This window comes from Streptococcus sp. k-628 (genome assembly GCF_013277475.1).
Taxonomy (GTDB): Bacteria; Bacillota; Bacilli; order Lactobacillales; family Streptococcaceae; genus Streptococcus.
On sequence record NZ_VMMZ01000057.1, the window covers coordinates 1 to 21,688 of the forward strand.

9 protein-coding genes and 1 tRNA gene are annotated in these 21,688 nt (G+C 37.6%); 7 read left to right on the forward strand and 3 right to left on the reverse strand.

The features are described 5' to 3' along the window. The coding region (locus HT730_RS07520; RefSeq protein ID WP_173307231.1) for a type II toxin-antitoxin system prevent-host-death family antitoxin at positions 1-95 on the reverse strand (95 nt) is incomplete at its 3' end. 544 nt (positions 96-639) lie between these two features. On the opposite strand from HT730_RS07520, the gene HT730_RS07525 reads away from it, so the two are divergent. After that, positions 640-8,949: a YSIRK-type signal peptide-containing protein gene (locus HT730_RS07525; RefSeq protein ID WP_173307232.1), complete on the forward strand. Its 8,310-nt coding sequence runs from the start codon at positions 640-642 to the stop codon at positions 8,947-8,949. A gap of 665 nt (positions 8,950-9,614) precedes the next feature. Here HT730_RS07525 and HT730_RS07530 read toward each other — a convergent pair. Together HT730_RS07530 and HT730_RS07535 are read right to left on the reverse strand one after the other, a co-directional pair. Then, positions 9,615-9,956, reverse strand: coding sequence for a type II toxin-antitoxin system RelE/ParE family toxin (locus HT730_RS07530; RefSeq protein ID WP_173307233.1), 342 nt, complete (start codon positions 9,954-9,956; stop codon positions 9,615-9,617). Further along, positions 9,946-10,233: a type II toxin-antitoxin system RelB/DinJ family antitoxin gene (locus HT730_RS07535; protein WP_173307234.1), complete on the reverse strand. Its 288-nt coding sequence runs from the start codon at positions 10,231-10,233 to the stop codon at positions 9,946-9,948. The genes HT730_RS07530 and HT730_RS07535 overlap by 11 nt, the downstream gene beginning before the upstream one ends. A gap of 325 nt (positions 10,234-10,558) precedes the next feature. Here HT730_RS07535 and HT730_RS07540 point away from each other — a divergent pair, with 325 nt between their 5' ends. From HT730_RS07540 to HT730_RS07565, 6 genes are all read left to right on the forward strand, one after another. Further along, positions 10,559-11,551, forward strand: a complete 993-nt coding sequence (locus HT730_RS07540; protein WP_173307235.1) for an ATP-binding cassette domain-containing protein — start codon at positions 10,559-10,561, stop codon at positions 11,549-11,551. A gap of 1 nt (position 11,552) precedes the next feature. Beyond that, entirely contained in the window at positions 11,553-12,371 is an 819-nt protein-coding gene (locus HT730_RS07545; RefSeq protein ID WP_173307236.1) for an ABC-2 family transporter protein, read from the forward strand. Position 12,372: 1 nt separating this feature from the next. Next, positions 12,373-13,158: an ABC transporter permease gene (locus HT730_RS07550; protein ID WP_173307237.1), complete on the forward strand. Its 786-nt coding sequence runs from the start codon at positions 12,373-12,375 to the stop codon at positions 13,156-13,158. A 100-nt stretch (positions 13,159-13,258) separates the two neighbouring features. Further along, positions 13,259-13,331: transfer RNA gene (locus HT730_RS07555), tRNA-Thr, on the forward strand. A gap of 735 nt (positions 13,332-14,066) precedes the next feature. After that, positions 14,067-20,729, forward strand: a complete 6,663-nt coding sequence (locus tag HT730_RS07560) for a S8 family serine peptidase (RefSeq protein WP_173307238.1) — start codon at positions 14,067-14,069, stop codon at positions 20,727-20,729. Between the two features lie 486 nt (positions 20,730-21,215). Continuing rightward, positions 21,216-21,524, forward strand: coding sequence for a hypothetical protein (locus tag HT730_RS07565; RefSeq protein WP_119943078.1), 309 nt, complete (start codon positions 21,216-21,218; stop codon positions 21,522-21,524). The last annotated feature ends 164 nt before the right edge of the window (positions 21,525-21,688 follow it).

Genomic DNA, 21,688 nt, shown 5'->3' on the forward strand with positions numbered 1-21,688 from the left:
TTATTGACCACCGTCAAAGGCTCAAATTCATCATTTGCCTTCTTCATATAGTCTTTTAAATGATTTCGGAATGTTGAGTAAAGGACTGTTTCCATAACCATACCTCATTTTACCTCTTTTCCACTATTATACACAAAAAGAAAGAAATTGTCAGGAACTTGTACAAGATTTTCTTTTCTATCTATTTATACTCAATGAAAATCAAAGAGCAAACTAGGAAGCTAGCCGCAGGCTGTACTTGAGTACGGCAAGGTGAAGCTGACGTGGTTTGAAGAGATTTTCGAAGAGTATAAATTTAAGTTACTGCTGTTATTCTTAGAGTCACGTGTTTCAATACAATACTCTTTAAGCGTATTTAAATTGGTTTTATACTAAAGCATTGATCATCGTTAATGAAAAATAGAAAGATGTCTAATAAAATTAAAAAACACTCATTCAAACTCTCAATAATTACCAGTTATAATACTTGAATGCTACAAATTTAAATGTTATAATAAATTAAAGTGTTTACAATCATATAGCAATCTTTTTTAAGATGTTCTTCTCTTAATATTACTAAAAAATTTAAGGGGGGGGCTTTTTATTTGCCCTAATGCTTTAAAACAACACGAATAAAATAAATCAAGGAGGTTGAATCTCATGAAGAGAGGTCAACAAGATTTTAGAACTGAAAGATACCTTCGGTATGGTATTCGTAAGTATAGTTTTGGGGCAGCATCAGTGGCGATTGCGGCTGGTTTGATGTTTCTTGGAACTGGTGCGGTATCAGCAACAGAAGTAGAAGGAGTTAATGAACTATCTTCAACAGCTACTCCAACACCGACCATAGGCGATGAGGGGGCTAATCAAGGTTCTAACTCATCTAAACCCACTACTTATGACGCAGAGCCAGTCCTAACTAGGGATGCTAGTGAAGATACTGCCTCATCCCAAGCTAGCGATGAGAATACCGAAGCAGCGGCAACTAGCTCCTCTACAGAAACAGTTGCAGATAAGACTATTCTTAAGGATACAATCTCTGACTTGGAACTAGGATTATCTAAGATTGCTCGTTCTAAAGTTCCAGCATCTACTATTGCAAATGCAGAGAAAGTACTGGCAGATGCGAAAGCAATTCTTGCCAAAGGAAATGCAAGCCAATCAGAAGTGAACACAGTTGCTAAAGCGAGTCGTTCACAAGTCTCGATTATTGCAAGCATGCCTAAAGTTCTTGGAGTAACACCAGCTGAATCGGAAAATAAGGAAAAAGCAACAACAGCTGCCCCAACAGCAACTGAAGTTGAAAAACCGGTTGATGCAAGTCTAGCTGAAGAAAAAACAGCTGAAGATGCAAATGCAGAGTTGGCAACAGTGCAAGAAGACCTTGCTAGCTACTTACCACAAGCAGAGAAATTGGCTACAGACCCTGTAGTGATAGAAAAGGCAAAAGCAAGTCTTCAACTGATCAAATCAAGCCTTGTGGATGCAAGTATTACAATCCCTGAACTTGAAAAACGTGTGCAAGAAGCAAAACGTGTACGCAACAGCCTTGTAAACCTTGTAACAGGCTCAAACTCAGGTAGTCGTGACAGTCGCAATGGTCAAGAGATGAAAGAGGGAAGTCAGCTGCTAACAGCCAGTGACTATATCTCAACTCCAAATGGGGATGGGACTTACACAGCTAAAGCTAGCTCTCCAACAAAAGAGAATCATACTGGTGAGGATATCTATACATTTACTTCTACTGTAGCGACAAGGGGAGATGTTTCTACTGACCGAAGGAATGGGGATATTAGCACTTTAGAAACTGTGGTTTATTCTACTCAACGTGTAGGGGAAGAGAAAGATCCTGGTAACGCAGGTAATGGAGTCAATAATAAAGGACGTATGGATTATCCCTTAACCAAGGAACAAGCAGAAGCCTTGGCAGAAGAAGCAGAATTTTGGAAAGGTAAAAAACGTATAGACGGTTCGACGATTTCGGGTGGCAATAATTCAAAATATCAATCTAACGGTGGATATGAGTATCTAGCTACCCACATTTATCACTATGCTTATGAACAAGGTCAAGACCGTGTTTATATCGATAAAATCAAGGAACGTTTTGACCTAACAGATAATGCTAAGGCAGCTGGTTGGACTATTTCAGAAGTTGAACCAACAAACTTACCAAGTGGCTTAAGTTACAATGCTGCTACTGATACGATTGAGGGCAAGATTGTTGTAAGTAATATTGCAGATGGGGTATACGATACACGAACCTATGTGACTTATACCAATACCAAAACCAATGCAACTGTGCGTGTATTTTATCGAAACGTTCGTGGGGGTTGGATTGGTTGGCAAGATACTACGCCACCTACTATAAAAACTGATAATACAGTTCATAAGGGAACGGTTGGAGAAGAGATTGCACCTGTAGACATCCATTACAAGGATGAGTCAGGTTCCCGTATAACCACTGCAAGAGGAAATGTTTCCTACACGTTGGCTGATGGTACAGATATCTTAATTCGCCATTCATATGGCGATGGGACTTCTGGAATTTCAGGAAATATCTCAACAAATGGGTCAACGGTGGATACCGCTATTCCTGGTTTGACTTATAGATCAAACGCAGGGACTACTCCTATTACTGAAGATGGTAAAACTGTTGGCTATGATGGGAAGGGACTGATCTCTGGGACACCAACAAAGGCAGGTGTTTACTATGTGACTGCCTACTCGAAAGATTACAACCGTACAGAACGAGCAAGTGGTCTTAGTCAGAGTTGGAATTATGATACACAAGAAGGTCGTGGAGAATTAACCTTTGTCATCGCACCTAAGGTAACGGTAAAGAACATAGCTACTTATGATACAACCGTACCGGTTGAGATTTCAGATGGGGCAACCTATGCAGAAATTACAACACCAGATGGCTCTAAGACTATTTTAAAAACAAATAAGGCTGGCAAGTGGGTTGTACAGGAGGGAACAACGAATACCGCGGTTTCTGCTGGAACTGAAGTTGGAACGGTAGGGAATGAATTTTCTCTATCAGTAAAACCTGAAGCGACGGCAATAGCTGGAGTTTCTAAGATTTCTGTATATGCTAAAACTGAAAATGTTACGGCTAATCTCATGAGAACCAAGGTGAAGTTGAACTCTGTAACTCAGGATACGAAATATACAGCAGTTCTAAACCCTAAATCAGGTCGTTATGAATTAGATGACTCTGTTGCAACAGTGCGAACAGAATTAAATGATGGTAATTACACAATCACCAAACGAGAAGTTTCAACCCGTGCCCAAACAGATGGCTCCATGAAGTTTGACTTGTACGAATATACCAGAACCTACAATAATATGGATAAAGTGACTGCTGTTAACAGTGTTGATTTAACTGAGACAGTTTATAACAAGGAAGACACAGCAGACACTGCTACAGGTAATGGTATGTACATTACTGTTAAGTATGATAAAAATAGTGATGAATGGACAGCAAGTGATAATTCTAAAGTAACAGCAAATAAGACTGGTGATGACACATGGAAAATTGAAACTAGTTCGGGTTATACTGGAACTGTTAAGGGAATTATGGCTGAAAACACCAGCACTTCTACTATCATCAACTCGAAACCAAATGCTACTTCGAATTCTTACGAGAGTACCTTGAATACAACTGTTAACCTAATCGACCGCCCTGCAGCTGATACTGCGGTAGTTACTGGTGCTAAGGTGAGTGTCAGCGATGCTGAAGATGATAAGTTGGCTAAAAGTAACGCAGAGGCTGCATTCAAGGAAAGTCATAAAACAAAAGTAACAAGCATTACTGTTACAGATCCAGATGGCAACACCGTGTTTGCATCGACTACATCTGGAGACGCAGCCAACTATCCAGCTGAAACATCTCTTAAATTGACAAAAGTTGGTGTGTATCGTGTTACTGTCAATGCTGTAGATAGTAATACAAACTTGGTTGATGGAACAAATGTAGGGGATACGACTGTTGGTACTGATCACGGAGTGAACACTTCTACAGCGACTACAACCTACACCATTACTGTTAAAGCTGGTATTGAAGGAACGCCTGAAACTACTAGCGATATTCAAGGAGCAGTTCAAAAAGGAACTCCAAGCTTCAATTTTGATGACGCAGAGAAAACAAAGATTTCTTCTACTACAAATGGTACAAAAGTTTATAGCTTAGAATCAACAAATGCTACAGATAATACAGGAGCTACTGTAGGTACTTATGCAATTAATGCGGATACGGGTGAGGTAACCTTTACTCCTAATCCAACATTTGTTGGAACTCCAAATCCAGCTAAGGTAAAATTGACCGTGACAGTAGCCGGAGTTGATCCATTAACATCTACGGCAGATTACACACCAACTGTTATTGGCGTTAGACCAGAGGGAACGAAGGCATCTTCAACAGATATTCAAGGTCAAGTTCAAACAGGTAAACCAACCTTTATCCCAGGTTCTGCAGAAGTAAATGGAGCTAGAAAAACAGTCCCATTGAAGGCAGATAGCTATAAACTTCTTGATAGTGCAGGTACAGAAGTAGCGGATGGCGCTACAACTCCAGCTTACGCTGCAGCAGATAATGGTACTGTGAAAGCTGGTGATGTGATTGGAACTTTCGGTATTGATAAGTCAACAGGTCTCGTGACCTTTACGCCAACCAATAAAGCTTATGTTGGAGCAGTAAAACCTGTCCAAGTTCTTGTTTCAGATAACAATGGTACGCAACCAGAGAACGATAAACGTGGTGAATACACACCAAACATTGTTGGTGTTACTCCAACTGCAAGTGAAGCTTCAACTACAGGCATTCAGGGAGCTGTTCAAAAATCTGAAGTGGTTCTCAATGCTAAAGATGAAAATGTAAACACCTTGAACTTTAGCAAAGGTAGTGAAATTGTAAATGGAACTGAAAAATCTGTTGATTTAAATGAAGCTACTCTGACTCTAGTAGGAGCTGATGGTGAAGGTAAAGTATCGGTAGCTGGTCAAGGAACATACTCTATCGTAAAAGAAGACGGTAAGTCTTATGTTCAATTCACCCCGGTAGCCACTTATACAGGAAATGTAACTCCAGTAACAGTGAAAATTGCTGATGCTAATGGAACTGAAGTAACAACAACCTATACTCCGAAGATTGTTGGAGTGAAACCAAGCGCAGAATCTTCTAAGACAAATGGAATTCAAGGCGAAACTCAAACTTCTAGCATCGTTTACAATCTAGTTAATAAAGATGAGAATGCTCTAAACTTCGTCAAAGGAACTGCGATTATAAATAGTGAGTCTAAATCAATCGAACTAGATAAAACATCTGTGAAGCTAGTAGGTGCAGAAAATGGAACTGTTAATGGTGACGGTAGCGTTACTGTAGCGAATCAGGGTACTTATAAGCTTGTTAAAGATGCAACTGGAGCCAATGCTGTTACCTTTACTCCTCTTGCTACATTTACTGGAAAAGCACATCCTGTAACAGTAAGTATTACTGATACCAATGGAACTGAAGCAACAACAACCTACACTCCAAGCGTCACGCCTGTTAAAGCTTCAGCTGAACCTGCAACGTCTACTGGAACTCAAGGTTCAACTCAAAGTGGTACGCCAATTTACACAGCTCCAGAAGCTGGTACGGGTGTTACCGTCACTCCAAGTTATACTTTGGATAACGATTCAACTACTAAAACTGTAGATGGTGTTGGTACTTATACAATTGATACAACTGGTAAAGTAACCTTTGTTCCCGTAGCTAGCTATGTATCAAGTGATGCCAATAAGACAAGTGTAGGAGTAAAAGTTACTTATAGATTAGAGACTGCAGATAAGTCGCAGGCGACAATCACCTCTGAAACAACCTATACTCCAACAGTAAATCCTGTAACCTCTGCAGGAAATGATGTTGCAACGACAAACATCCAAGGTCATGCCCAAAAATCAACAGATGAAGGGAAAACTCTGACTTATACTATTTCTGATACTAGTCATATCACAGCACGCACTTATGCATTGGAAGGTGCAGATAATGATGGTAAGGTAGTGGTAGAGAATGTTGGAACCTACACAGTAGACGATAAAGGTCAGGTAACCTTTGTACCAGTGCCATCTTATGTAGGAACACCGACTCCTGTGACAGTTGTTGAATCAGCGGTTTTAACTTCTGATGATAAGACTACAGCAATTATCACAACTAAGTCAATGTACACCCCAACGGTAACAGATGTGACCATGACATCTGAAAATGCAACATCGACTGGTATTCAAGGGGCTACTCAAAGTGGAACTCCAACCTTTAAGACTTCAGACAAGAGTGTAACAGTTGTGAAGCACCAGTTGATTTCTCCAGAAACAAATCAAGCAACGGATAGTGTGACAATTCCAGGTGAGGGGACGTACACAATTGAACCAACAACAGGTCTTGTGACCTTCGTACCAGATCCATCATACAAAGAGAAGGGGACAGGTGTTACTGTTCAAGCAACGGACTCAAATGGTGAAACTTCAACCGCTACCTACACTCCGACAGTTACTCCAGTTTCTCTAACGTCGACTAATGTGACATCGAAAGACATTCAAGGGGCTACTCAAAGTGGAACTCCAACCTTTGCCTTGTCAAATGGAGCAGAAGCAACAACGACTATCACAGGCTATAAACTTGTGGATCCAACTACAGGCCAAGCGACAGATAAAACATCTGTAGTTGTTCAATCAGTTGGTAAGTATACAATTGATTCAACGACAGGTAAAGTCACCTTCCAACCAGATGGTGCGTATAAGGGGACACCAGATGCCATCAAAGTTGAAGCAACTGCGACTGTTAAAAATGCCAAGAATGAAACTGCAAGCATTACGAAAGAAGCTACCTACACCCCAACAGTTATTCCAGTAACACCAAGCTCTGAAGCTTCAGAGACAACTGGACCGCAAGGACAAGCGCAGACTTCAGTTATTAAGTATGATACTGCAGATACAGACGCTAGCACTGTGAACTTTACTAAAGGTAGTGCTATGGTTGAAACTGTTGAGAAGTCTGTCGAGCTAGACAAGGGAACGGTAACGCTTCTTGATGCCAATGGAGCAGAAACTACAACTGTCACAGTGGCCGATCAAGGTACCTACAGTCTAAACAAAGACACCAACACCATCACCTTCCAACCTCTTTCAAGCTTTGTAGGCAAGGCAACTCCAGTAACAGTTCAAGTGAAGGATGCCAACGGAACAATTACAACAACTACCTACACCCCAACGGTAACAGATGTGACTCCAACAGGTGCTTCATCGGTTACTGAAGGAGCTCGTGGAACTATTCAAACATCTCCTGTAGTATTTGATACGCCAGATCAAGATAATACAACAGTAAACTTTAATAAAGGTCATGAAAAAGTTGAACTTGATAAGTCTACTCTAACATTAGTTGATAAAACTGGTAAAGAAGTGAAAGAAGTTGTAGTTCCAGGAGAAGGAACATATGTACTTAAGGATGGAGTCGTTGAATTTACACCAGAAAAAGATTTCGTAGGCAAGGCAACTCCAGTAACAGTTCAAGTGAAAGACGTCAATGGTAAGGTGGTTTCTGAAACTTATACTCCAACTGTGCGTCCTGTAACGGAGTTTAAAGATACAGATGGGAATGTTGTTTCAGGAAGTACTACAGAAGATGGCAAAGTTGATAAGAAGGACTTCCCAGGTTATAGATTTGTTGAAACTAAAGTTGATGGCAAGGGTAATACTACTCATATCTATGAAAAAGTAACAACAACATTCAAGGATAAGGAAGGCAATCTTATTACTGTTGATAAAGACAACAATCCTGTGAAATCAACAGAAAAAGGAGAAATCCCAGCTAAAACGATCCCAGGTTATAAATTCGTAGAAACGAAGAAATTACCAAATGACGATATTGAGCATATCTATGAAAAAGTAACAACAACATTCAAGGATAAGGAAGGCAATCTTATTACTGTTGATAAAGATAACAACCCTGTGAAATCAACAGAAGAAGGAGAAACCCCGGCTAAAACGATTCCAGGTTATAAATTCGTAGAGACTAAGAAACTTCCAAACGGAGATATCGAACACATCTACGAAAAAGTAACAACTTCATTCAAAGATAAAGACGGAAACGAGATTCCAAACTATCCAAGTGAGCCAGGTACAGTCGATAAGAAAGATATTCCAGAATACAGATTCGTAGAAACGGAGAAATTACCAAATGGTGATACTGAACATATCTATGAAAAAGTAAGTACCTTCTTCAAAGATAAAGAAGGCAAAGAGATTCCAAACTATCCAAGTGAGCCAGGTACAGTTGATAAGAAAGATATTCCAGAATACAGATTCGTAGAGACTAAGAAATTACCAAATGGTGATACTGAACATATCTACGAAAAAGTAAGTACCTTCTTCAAAGATAAAGAAGGCAAAGAGATTCCAAACTATCCAAGTGAGCCAGGTACAGTAGATAAGAAAGACATTCCAGAATACAGATTCGTAGAGACTAAGAAACTGTCAAATGGAGATACTGTTCATGTTTATGAAAAAGTAACACCACCAGCTCCTCAACCAAATCCAGGTAAGCAAAATACAACTACTTGGACTGATGAGAATGGAAATCCATTGAAACCAACTGAGCCAGGTTCTAAAGAACCGGGAACAATTCCAGGTTACGAATATGTGAAGACTGTGACAGATTCAAATGGTAATATCAGACATATCTTCCACAAAGTTGAGATGCCAACTCCAACACCGGTTGAACCGACTCAACCAGTACAACCGGTAGAGCCAGCAACTCCAGCAATACCTGAACAGCCAGCTAAATCTCAAATGCCAGCAACACCTAAATATGTTGATGGTCAAAAAGAATTGCCTAACACAGGTACAGAAGCTAACGCTAGCCTCGCAGCGCTTGGACTTCTTGGAGTCCTAGGTGGATTTGGACTTCTTGCTCGCAAGAAAAAAGAAGACTAATCTTTCTAATGGGTATAATTTGTTTGCAATGAACAGATTGTCCTTAATGAGGATGGGCAAAAACTTCATTTCAGGATAAAATGAAGCCACAATAAAACGCATAGTATCAAGTTTTCAAGACCTGATATTATGCGTTTTTTAATTTTAAAGACTTTTTCGGTCTCACTTATTGTATAGTGAAATGAGATAAAAAATGGATAAATTGATTGGGGGATTTAAACCAATTTCTAATAATGTTTTAGAAAACTCGGCGGACTATTCCAGATTCAATCAACTATAATGTTAAAAGTTATTGTACCTGTAGAGGTTCCACAATTTCGTCATTTTGAGTCTAAAAAGAGAATGGTTTCCATGCTTTGATTGCTGCTCTCTACAAACGTGAGCTTGTGCATGAGTAGAACGTTGGGGAGCTCCTCGATATGTTAGAGGATTGGGAGTTTTAAAAAATCCTTGTTTATGTTTTTTTATATGCCATTGATTTACAGTAGATAAAAAGACTGAGAGCTTATACTCTTCGAAAATCTCTTCAAACCACGTCAGCTTTACCTTGCTGTACGTATAGGATACTGACTCCATCAGTTGCATCTACAACCTCAAAACAGTGTTTTGAGCAATCTGTGGCTAGCTTCCTAGTTTTCTCTTTGATTTTCATTGAGTATTACTTCTCAGTCTTGGATATGTTGAAAGAGGTGGTCGAGTTGGTTTAGGTAGTCGGTGCGTGAGTTGATAATTCTCAGGATATGGGCTTCTTTTTCATGAATGAGGTAAAAGAGTAGGTATTGTTTAGAGACAATCATTCTGAGAGTTTTTCCTAGATAGAGGGAGTATCCAATTTTATGGACAAAGTTAATACCGCCCTCTGGTGAGAAGGTGAGTAGGTTGCTGATTTGTTGGAGGCGAGTGATGACTTTCTTGGCTATATTTTCACTGAAGTCTGTGGAGTAATAGATGAAAATATCGTCTAAGTCTTGTCTGGCTTGTTCTGTAAAGCGTACTTTATAGTCCATACTTTGAAAAGACCTCGTCTGCGTCGTAGAGACGCCCCTCGATGATGTCTTGGTAACCTTTATCTAGTTCTGCCTTGAGTTCTCCTAGGAAGATTTCTGCTTTGAGTTGGTCGGCTGTTTTAATTGGGAGACCTTTTTCAAGGACGATTTGTTCTACAAAGAGGTTGAGGGCATCTGAAAGGCTGATGTTTTGGCTTTCTAGGATGGTTTTTGCTTCTTCAAATAGTTGAGTATTGACGCGGAAGTTATAAACTCGGTCTCGTTTAAGTGTTGACATGGCATTTCTCCTTGGAATGATAGTGTATTACATATACATTACAAAAAAAGATCGAGAAAGTCAAGGGCTGTTTTAGTAGGGAAGGATGGTAGGTTGGTAATTTAAACTATCAAACAGAATTTTTGATTAAAAGTATTATTTTAAGAGAAAAAATTTCAATTTCACAAATTTTAGGCAAACGCTTGCATTCTAGTTTTTATTGGATTATAATAGGTTGGTATAAAGCTTTCTGTAATAATAAAATGTAGAAGGTGTAGAAAGTAAGGATTTAGAATATTTGTAGTCAAAAGACAATGTTGCAATTCCTTACCATAGGGAGATAGATATGGCAATGATAGAAGTGGAACATCTTCAGAAAAATTTTGTGAAGACAGTTAAGGAACCGGGCTTGAAGGGGGCTTTGCGCTCCTTTATTCATCCTGAAAAGCAGACCTTTGAAGCGGTCAAGGATTTGACCTTTGAGGTTCCCAAGGGGCAGATTTTAGGATTCATCGGGGCAAATGGTGCTGGGAAGTCGACAACCATTAAAATGCTGACTGGGATTTTGAAACCGACATCTGGTTTTTGTCGGATTAACGGCAAGATTCCCCACGATAATCGCCAAGATTATGTCAAGGATATTGGTGTAGTCTTTGGACAACGCACCCAGCTATGGTGGGATTTGGCTCTGCAAGAGACCTACACGGTCTTAAAAGAGATTTATGATGTGCCAGACTCGCTCTTTCATAAGCGCATGGACTTTTTGAATGAAGTCTTGGATTTGAAGGACTTTATCAAGGATCCCGTGCGGACTCTTTCACTGGGTCAACGGATGCGTGCAGACATCGCAGCTTCCTTGCTTCACAATCCCAAGGTACTCTTTTTAGATGAGCCGACCATTGGTTTGGACGTTTCGGTCAAGGATAACATTCGTCGGGCTATTACTCAGATTAATCAGGAGGAAGAAACCACCATTCTCTTGACCACTCACGACCTGAGCGACATTGAGCAACTCTGTGATCGGATTTTCATGATTGATAAGGGCCAAGAGATTTTTGATGGGACGGTTAGCCAGCTCAAGGAAACCTTTGGCAAGATGAAGACGCTCTCCTTTGAACTGCTACCAGGTCAAAGTCATCTCGTCTCTCACTATGAAGGTCTGTCTGATATGACCATTGATAGACAAGGAAACAGCCTCAACATTGAATTTGATAGTTCTCGCTACCAGTCAGCTGACATTATCAAGCAAACCCTGTCTGATTTTGAAATCCGCGATTTGAAGATGGTGGATACGGATATTGAGGATATTATCCGTCGCTTCTACCGAAAGGAGCTCTAAGATGGTCAAATTGTGGAGACGTTATAAACCCTTTATCAATGCAGGGGTTCAGGAGTTGATCACCTATCGAGTCAACTTTATTCTCTATCGGATTGGCGATGTCATGGGGGCTTTTGTTGCCTTTTATCTCTGGAAGGCTGTCTTTGATTCCTCACAAGAGTCCTTGATTCAGGGCTTTAGTATGGCAGATATCACCCTCTACATCATCATGAGTTTTGTGACAAATCTTCTGACTCGATCCGATTCGTCCTTTATGATTGGGGAGGAGGTCAAGGATGGTTCCATCATCATGCGCTTGTTGAGACCGGTGCATTTTGCGGCCTCATATCTTTTTACCGAGCTTGGCTCCAAGTGGTTGATTTTTATCTCTGTTGGCCTTCCATTTTTAAGTGTCATTGTCTTGATGAAAATCGTATCTGGGCAAGAGATTGTAGAAGTGCTGGGATTAACTGCACTATATCTTTTTAGCTTAACCCTAGCCTATCTGATTAACTTTTTCTTTAATATCTGCTTTGGATTTTCTGCCTTTGTGTTTAAAAATCTATGGGGTTCCAATCTACTTAAGACTTCCATAGTGGCTTTTATGTCTGGAAGTTTGATTCCCTTGGCTTTCTTTCCAAAGGTTGTTTCAGATATTCTGTCCTTCCTGCCTTTTTCATCCTTGATTTATACTCCGGTCATGATCATTGTTGGGAAATACGATGCCAGTCAGATGCTTCAGGCACTCCTTTTGCAGTTTTTCTGGCTCTTAGTGATGGTGGGCTTGTCTCAGTTGATTTGGAAACGAGTCCAGTCATTCATTACCATTCAAGGAGGTTAGTATGAAAAAATATCAACGCATGCATCTGATTTTTATTAGACAATACATCAAGCAAATCATGGAATATAAGGTGGATTTTGTGGTTGGTGTGCTGGGAGTTTTCTTGACTCAAGGCTTGAATCTCTTGTTTCTCAATGTCATTTTTCAACACATTCCATCCTTAGAAGGTTGGACTTTTCAAGAGATTGCCTTTATCTATGGATTTTCCTTGATTCCCAAGGGACTGGACCATCTCTTTTTTGACAATCTATGGGCACTGGGACAGCGCTTGGTGCGAAAAGGAGAGTTTGACAAGTATCTGACTCGTCCTATCAATCCTCTCTTTCACATCTTGGTTGAGACCTTTCAGATTGATGCCTTGGGCGAACTCTTGGTCGGTGGAATTTTATTGGGAACAACCATGAGCAGCATTGCTTGGACTCTTCCAAAATTCCTGCTTTTCCTAGTCTGTATTCCTTTTGCGACCTTGATTTATACTTCCTTGAAAATCGCGACAGCTAGTATCGCTTTTTGGACCAAACAGTCAGGCGCCATGATTTACATCTTCTATATGTTCAATGATTTTGCCAAGTACCCGATTTCGATTTACAATTCTCTTCTTCGGTGGTTAATCAGCTTTATCGTACCTTTTGCCTTTACGGCCTACTATCCTGCCAGCTATTTCTTGCAGGACAAGGATGTACTCTTTAACATCGGTGGTTTGATTTTGATTTCCCTTGTCTTTTTTGGTATTTCCCTTAAACTATGGGACAGGGGCTTGAATTCTTACGAAAGTGCTGGTTCGTAAATAATAGAATATCAAAGCCTTGTCTCAGGACAGGCTTTTTCTAATAGAGATGAAAATTCCTTGACATCTATTCTCAGAGTGCTATACTGTAAGTGTAATAGCCGATTTAGCTCAGTTGGTAGAGCAAGGCACTCGTAAAGCCTAGGTCACAGGTTCGATCCCTGCAATCGGCAAAGTGAAGAAGTCTCATCAGTCTTCTTTTTCTTTTTAAAGAAAATCAGACCACTTAGACCGATATAGAGACCAGATAGGCAAACGAACTTGTTCTTGAGAAACTCCTCTGCTATAATAATTTTTGTAAGGGACGTGAGTATTTATACTCTTCGAAAATCTCTTCAAACAAAGTCAGCTTCACCTTGCCGTTTATATGTGACTGACTTCGTCAGTNNCAGCCTACGGCTAGTTTCCTAGTTTGCTTTTTGATTTTCATTGAGTATTAGTTGCTAGAGCAAGGCACTCGTAAATCCTAGGTCACAGGTGAACATATGACTGAAGATTTGAAAAAATAGATATGTATAAATAACCGTTAAGCCTTATTCTTAGCGGTTATTTATATTGTTTAATAGCGCTGATATTTCATCAATGATGTTTGACTTTGTGATTTTGGTAGTGGTTCAATTTGATTGCTACTATTTTTGATGGTATGAATGTGCTTATAATGTATCCCCGTTAAGTACGAAACTTTTGCATCATTTATTAACATGCGTTAAAAATAAAATTAACCAGCCTTAATTTTTCTTGACTTAAATTTTTTAAATGATATACTATTTTTATGGAGAGCTAACAATTATATATAAATGTACTACTCTATTTCCTAGATAATACTTAGTAAAACTTTTTATAACAAAGGCTAGCAAGGTTAAAGTTTTCTATCTATTGGAAGTTAAATAAATATGTAAGGAATTAAAATGAAAAAAAGTACAGTATTGTCATTAACCACAGCTGCAGTTATTTTAGCAGCCTATGCCCCTAATGAGGTAGTCTTAGCAGACACATCTAACTCTGAAGATGCTTTAACTATCTCTGATAAAGAAGAAGTAGTAGATAAGGAAACAGAAAATAAAGAGAAACATGAAGATATTCATAATGCTATAGAAACTTCAAAGGATACTGAAGAAAAGAAAACAACGGTTATTGAGGAAAAAGAAGTTGTTAGTAAAGAATCTGTGATAGATAACAAAACTAGCAATGAAGAAGAAAAAATCAAAGAAGATTCCAATCAATCCAAAGAAGATAAAGCGGACTCGTCTGCAAGTAAAGACCCAGAAAGTCCCAAAAAAGAGGATAAACTTGTCTATATTGCTGAATTTAAAGATAAAGAATCTGGAGAAAAAGCAATCAAGGAATTATCCAATCTTAAGGATACAAACGTTTTATATACCTATAATACGATTTTTAATGGTGTTTCAATAGAAACAACTCCAGATAATCTGGATAAAATTAAACTAATAGAAGGTATTTCATCGGTTGAACGGTCACAAAAACTCCAACCCATGATGAATCATGCCCGAAAGGAAATTGGAGTTGAGGAGGCTATCGATTACCTAAAGGCCATTAATGCTCAATTTGGGAAAAACTTTGATGGTAGAGGTATGGTCATTTCAAATATCGATACCGGGACAGATTATAGGCATAAGGCTATGAGAATCGATGATGATGCCAAAGCCTCAATGAGATTTAAAAAAGAAGACTTAAAAGGCACTGATAAAAATTATTGGTTGAGTGATAAAATTCCTCATGCTTTTAATTATTATAATGGTGGTAAAATTACCGTAGAAAGAGCTGATGATGGAAGTGATTATTTTGATCCCCATGGGATGCATATTGCAGGGATTCTTGCTGGAAATGATACTGAAAAAGACATCAAGAACTTTAATGGCATAGATGGAATTGCACCTAATGCACAGATCTTCTCTTATAAAATGTACTCTGACGCAGGATCTGGGTTCGCAGGGGATGAAACAATGTTTCATGCTATTGAAGATTCCATCAAACACAACGTTGATGTTGTTTCGGTATCATCTGGTTTTACAGGAACAGGTCTTGTAGGTGAGAAATATTGGCAAGCTATTAGAGCATTAAGAAAAGCAGGCATTCCAATGGTTGTCGCTACGGGTAACTATGCGACTTCTGCTTCAAGTTCTTCATGGGATTTAGTAGCAAATAATCATCTGAAAATGACCGACACTGGAAATGTAACGCGAACAGCAGCACATGAAGATGCGATAGCGGTTGCATCTGCTAAAAATCAAACAGTTGAGTTTGATAAAGTTAACATAGGTGGAAAAAGTTTTAAATACAGAAATATAGGAGCCTTTTTCGATAAGAATAAAATCACAACAAATGAAGATGGTTCAAAAGCTCCTGATAAATTGAAATTTGTATATATAGGCAAAGGCCAAGACCAAGAGTTGATAGGTTTGGATCTTAAGGGCAAAATTGCAGTAATGGATAGAATTTATACAAAGGATTTAAAAAATGCTTTTAAAAAAGCTACGGATAAGGGTGCACGCGCCATTATGGTTGTAAATACTGTAAATTACTACAATAGAGATAATTGGACAGAGCTTCCAGCTATGGGATATGAAGCGGATGAAGGTACTAAAAGTCAAGTGTTTTCAATTTCAGGAGATGATGGTGTAAAGCTATGGAACATGATTAATCCTGATAAAAAAACTGAAGTCAAAAGAAATAATAAAGAAGATTTTAAAGATAAATTGGAGCAATACTATCCAATTGATATGGAAAGTTTTAATTCCAACAAACCGAATGTAGGTGACGAAAAAGAGATTGACTTTAAGTTTGCACCTGACACAGACAAAGAACTCTATAAAGAAGATATCATCGTTCCAGCAGGATCCACATCTTGGGGGCCAAGAATAGATTTACTTTTAAAACCCGATGTTTCGGCACCTGGTAAAAACATTAAATCTACTCTCAATGTCATTAATGGGAAATCAACTTATGGCTATATGTCAGGAACTAGTATGGCAACTCCAATCGTAGCAGCTTCTACTGTTTTGATTAGACCGAAGTTAAAGGAAATGCTTGAAAGACCTGTATTGAAAAATCTTGAGGGAGATGACAAAATAGACCTTACAAGTCTTACAAAAATTGCTTTACAAAATACTGCGCGACCGATGATGGATGCAACGTCTTGGAAAGAAAAAAGCCAATACTTTGCATCACCTAGACAACAGGGAGCAGGGCTAATTAATGTTGCCAATGCTTTGAGAAATGAAGTTGTAGCGACTTTCAAAAACAAGGATTCTAAAGGTTTGGTAAACTCTTATGGTTCTATTTCTCTTAAAGAAATAAAAGGAGAAGAAAAATATTTTACAGTTAAGCTTCACAATACATCAGACAGACCTTTAACCTTTAAAGTTTCAGCATCAGCGATAACTACAGATTCTCTAACTGACAGATTAAAACTGGATGAAACATATAAAGATGAAAAATCTCCAGATGGGAAGCAAATTGTTCCAGAAATCCATCCAGAAAAAATCAAAGGAGCAAATATCACATTTGAGCATGATACTTTCACTATAGGCGCAAATTCTAGCTTTGATTTGAATGCGGTTATAAATGTTGGAGAGGCTAAAGACAAAAATAAATTTGTAGAATCATTTATTCATTTTGAGTCAGTGGAAGAAATGGAAGCTCTAAACTCTAACGGGAAGAAAATAAACTTCCAACCTTCTTTGTCGATGCCTCTAATGGGATTTGCTGGGAATTGGAACCACGAACCAATCCTTGATAAATGGGCTTGGGAAGAAGGATCAAAATCAAAAACAATGGAAGGTTATGATGATGATGGTAAACCGAAAATTCCTGGAACCTTGAACAAGGGTATTGGTGGAGAACATGGTATAGATAAATTTAATCCAGCAGCTATTATTCAAAACAGAAAAGATAAAAATATTACATCACTAGACCAAGACCCAGACTTATTTGCCTTTAACAACCAAGGTATTCATGCAGAATCCACTAGTGGATCTAATGTTGCTAGGGTATATCCACTTGACTCAAAGGGAGAACCACAAAGTGTTTCACTAGAAAGAGGATTAACACCTTCTCCACTTGTATTAAGAAGTGCAGAAGAAGGATTGATTTCAATAGTAAATATAAATAAAGAGGGAGAAAATCAAAGAGACTTAAAAGTCATTTCGAGAGAACACTTTATTAGAGGAATTTTAAATTCTAAAAGCAATGATGCAAAGGGAATCAAATCATCTAAACTAAAAGTTTGGGGTGACTTGAAGTGGGATGGACTCATCTATAATCCTAGAGGTAGAGAAGAAAATGCACCAGAAAGTAAGGATAATCAAGATCCTGCTACTAGGATAAGAGGTCAATTTGAACCGATTGCGGAAGGTCAATATTTCTATAAATTCAAATATAGATTAACCAAGGATTATCCATGGCAGGTTTCTTATATACCAGTAAAAATTGATAATACAGCTCCAAGAATTATTTCAATTGATTTTTCTAATCCAGATAAAATTAAATTGATTGCAAAAGATACCTACCACAAGGTAAAGGATGAGTACAAACACGAAACCTTGTTTGCTAGAGACCAAAAAGAACATCCTGAGAAATTTGAAGAAGTAGCCAACGAAGTATGGTATGCAGGTGCAGCTCTTGTCGATAAGTATGGAGATGTTGAGAAAAATCTTGATGTAACTTACGCCGGAGAGGGTGAAGGAAGAAATAGGAAACTTGACAAAGACGGAAATACCATCTACGAAATTAGCGGAGCAGGAAATTTAAGAGGAAAAATCATCGAAGTAATCGCCCTAGATGGCGCAAGCAACTTTACCAAAATCCATAGAATTAAATTTGCTGATAAGGCTGACAAAAATGGAATGATTTCTTATTACCTAGTAGATCCTGACAAAGATGCTTCTTCTTACAAAAAACTAGGGGAAATTTCTGAAGATAAACTTAAAAATGCCCAAAGTCCAGAAGCCTCAAATAACGTAGAAGAAAAGAAAGAGACTGTTGAAGAAAAACCTATAGAGGGACCTTCAACTCTAGAGTTAGACAAAGAAATCTCTACTGTAAGAAACTTTGAAAATAAAGACCTAAAGAAACTCATTAAAAAGAAATATAAGGAAGAAGAAGACTTTGTAAATGGCGGAAAAAGAAAAGTAGAGCTTGATTATCAATATGATACTAAGGGAAATATAACTGCCTATGTGGATGGAAGTGCTCTAGAATATGAGACTGAGAAACTTGATGATGTTAAATCAAAGCTTGGTGGTGTATTAAGCCCATCAAAGGATGGACATTTTGAAATTCTTGGAAAAGTAAGTAATGTATCCAAAAATGCTAAGGCTTACTATGGCAATGGCTTCAAATTAATAGAAATTAAGGCAAGTAAATACGACCCACAAACTAAAACTCTAACCTTTGACTTATTTGCAAATACAAATGATGTAGTCGATGGTCTATCCTTTACGGGTGATATGAATATCCTTGTAAAAGATAAGGGTAAAACAAAAGCTAAAACTAAAATTAGAATGCCTGAAAAAAATAGGGAAACTAAAACAGAATATCCCTATGCATCAAGTTATGGGAATGTAATAGAATTAGGAGAAGGTGATCTTTCAAAAAACAAACCAAACAATTTAACTGAAATGGAATCTGGTAAAATCTATTCTGATTCAGAAAAACAACAATATCTATTAAAGGATAATATCATTCTGAGAAAAGGCTATGCACTAAAAGTGACTACCTATAATCCTGGAAAAACGGATATGTTAGAAGGAAATGGAGTCTATAGCAATGAAGATATAGCAAAAATACAAAAGGCCAATCCTAATCTAAGAGTCCTTTCAGAAAAAATAATTTATGCTGATAGTAGAAATGTTAAAGATGGAAGAAGCACTCAATCAGTATTAATGTCGGCTTTGGATGGCTTTAACATTGTAAGATATCAAGTGTTTGCCTTTAACATGAATGATAAAGGGGAGGCAATCGATAAAGATGGAAATCTTGTGACAGATTCCTCTAAACTTGTATTATTTGGTAAAGATAATAAAGAGTATCATGGGGAGGAATATTCTAATGTAGAAGCTATAAAAGAAGATGGCTCCATGTTATTTATTGATACCAAACCAGTAAACCTTTCAATGGATAAGAACTACTTTAATCCATCTAAATCTAATAAAATTTATGTACGAAATCCAGAATTTTATTTAAGAGGTAAGATTTCTGATAAGGGTGGTTTTAACTGGGAATTGAGAGTTAATGAATCGGTTGTAGATAATTATTTAATCTACGGAGATTTACACATTGATAACACTAGAGATTTTAACGTTAAGCTTAATGTTAAAGACGGTGACATCATGGACTGGGGGATGAAAGATTATAAAGCAAACGGATTTCCAGATAAGGTAACAGATATGGATGGAAATGTTTATCTTCAAACTGGCTATAGCAATTTGAATGCGAAAGCGGTTGGAGTACACTATCAATTTTTATATGATAATGTTAAACCAGAAGTAAACATTGATCCCAAGGGAAATACAAGTATCGAATATGCTGATGGAAAATCTGTAGTCTTTAATATCAATGATAAAAGAGATAATGGATTCAATGGTGAGATTCAAGACAAACATATTTATGTAAATGGAAAAGAATACACATCATTTGATGATATTAAACAACTAACAGATAAGACACTAAACATTAAGATTCTTGTAAAAGATTTTGCAAGAAATACAACTGTAAAAGAATTCATTTTAAACAAAGATACGGGAGAGGTAAGAGAACTAAAACCTCATACGGTAACTGTGACCATGCAAAATGGAAAAGAAATGAGTTCTAAGATAGTGTCGGAAGAAGATTTCATTTTACCTGTCTATAAGGGTAAATTAGAAAAAGGCTATCAATTTGATGGCTGGGAAATTTCTGGTTTCGAAGGGAAAAAAGATGCTGGCTATGTTCTTAATTTATCAAAAGATACCTTTATAAAACCTGTATTCAAGAAAATAGAGGAGAAAAAGGAGGAAGAAAATAAACCTACTTTTGATGTATCCAAAAAGAAAAATAAGGTGCAAGTAAATCATAATCAATTAGATGAAAGTCACAGAAAAGAGGATTTACAAAGGGAAAATCATTCCCATAAATCTGATTCAACTGAAGGTGTCAAAGCTACAGTTCCTGTACAAGTAAATCATAATCAATTAGATGAAAGTCACAGAAAAGAGGATTTCCAAAGAGAAAATCATTCACACAAATCTGATTCAACTGAGGATGTCACAGCTACAGTTCCTGTACAAGTAAATTATAGTCAATTAGATGAAAGTCAAAGATCTGATTTAACTAAGGATGTCAAAGCTACAGTTCCTGGTAGAAATGATAAAAACTTTGAAAATAAGACTGAAGTTTATCCTAATGAACCAGAGAACATAGCCAATAAAGACACCAATATCGATAGCAAATTAACTACTAACAATCTTAATAAGTCACCAAAAACCGGAACAGTTAGCGGAGTCTTTACATTATTCGTTGCTGGAATATTGTTTACCGTAGGCGCATTTCTTGGATTGAAGAAAAAAGATTAAGATGAAGACAAAAGCTATAGATGAAAAAATGGTTTATGTACTGAGATAGTGTGGTGAAACAGCTTTGTGAAAATAGCCATTTATAACTCAATTATTTAGTTTACTTTACTATTGATACTATTTGGAGTTATTAATAGACTTAGTTTCGACAACTAATGAATTGATTGAAAGGGTTAGTATTGACAATATTGGTCACATTGATTAGAAAATAGAGTCTATCAAAATTTAAAGGCTAATAGAGGTGATGAGATAATTTCAAGGAATTAAGTAGCGTTTGGTTGCTTAATTCCTTTTTATTTGGAAGGAAGTTTTTCACCTGCTTCCTTATTTTATCGCCATTATTTAACCACTTAGACCGATATAGAGACCAGATAGACAAACGAACTTGTTCTTGATAAATTCCTCTGCTATAATGATTTTTGTAAGGGACGTGAGGCGTCAATACCAGATGGTTCAAGTTTCTGAAAAGAAATTGGAGATAAAGAAATGAAAAAATTATTGGGGATTGTATTTTTACTAGCAGCAGCGACAGTAGTGTATTTTGGTTCTGTTGGCTGGCCAAGTTTAGATGTTAACCTCTGGTCATTGATTCCGGTAGGCTTGTTCCTATTTTTCACTCTAGAGAATCTTTTAAAAAAGGATTACAAGGCTAGTCTGATGTGTTTCATTATTGCCTTTATCATCGCAAATGCAATTTTGGATCTGTTGCCAATTTCAAGTGGCTTGGTCATTGGAGCAGGTGTGCTGGCTTGTGTAGGTATTGGATTTATCTTTCCTGATAAAGAAGGAAAATAATACTCTTCGAAAATCTCTTCAAACCACGTCAGCTTCCATCTGCAACCTCAAAACAGTGTTTTGAGCTGATTTCGTCAGTTCTATCTATAACCTAAAAGCAGTGCTTTTAGCAATCTGCGGCTAGCTTCCTAGTTTGCTTTTTGATTTTCATTGAGTATAAGAAT

Coding starts and splice junctions, on each gene's coding strand:
- HT730_RS07525 (WP_173307232.1), top strand. CDS start 640: ATGAAGAGAGGTCAACAAGATTTTAGAACTGAAAGATACCTTCGGTAT.
- HT730_RS07530 (WP_173307233.1), bottom strand. CDS start 9,956: ATGGACTATAAAGTACGCTTTACAGAACAAGCCAGACAAGACTTAGAC.
- HT730_RS07535 (WP_173307234.1), bottom strand. CDS start 10,233: ATGTCAACACTTAAACGAGACCGAGTTTATAACTTCCGCGTCAATACT.
- HT730_RS07540 (WP_173307235.1), top strand. CDS start 10,559: ATGGCAATGATAGAAGTGGAACATCTTCAGAAAAATTTTGTGAAGACA.
- HT730_RS07545 (WP_173307236.1), top strand. CDS start 11,553: ATGGTCAAATTGTGGAGACGTTATAAACCCTTTATCAATGCAGGGGTT.
- HT730_RS07550 (WP_173307237.1), top strand. CDS start 12,373: ATGAAAAAATATCAACGCATGCATCTGATTTTTATTAGACAATACATC.
- HT730_RS07560 (WP_173307238.1), top strand. CDS start 14,067: ATGAAAAAAAGTACAGTATTGTCATTAACCACAGCTGCAGTTATTTTA.
- HT730_RS07565 (WP_119943078.1), top strand. CDS start 21,216: ATGAAAAAATTATTGGGGATTGTATTTTTACTAGCAGCAGCGACAGTA.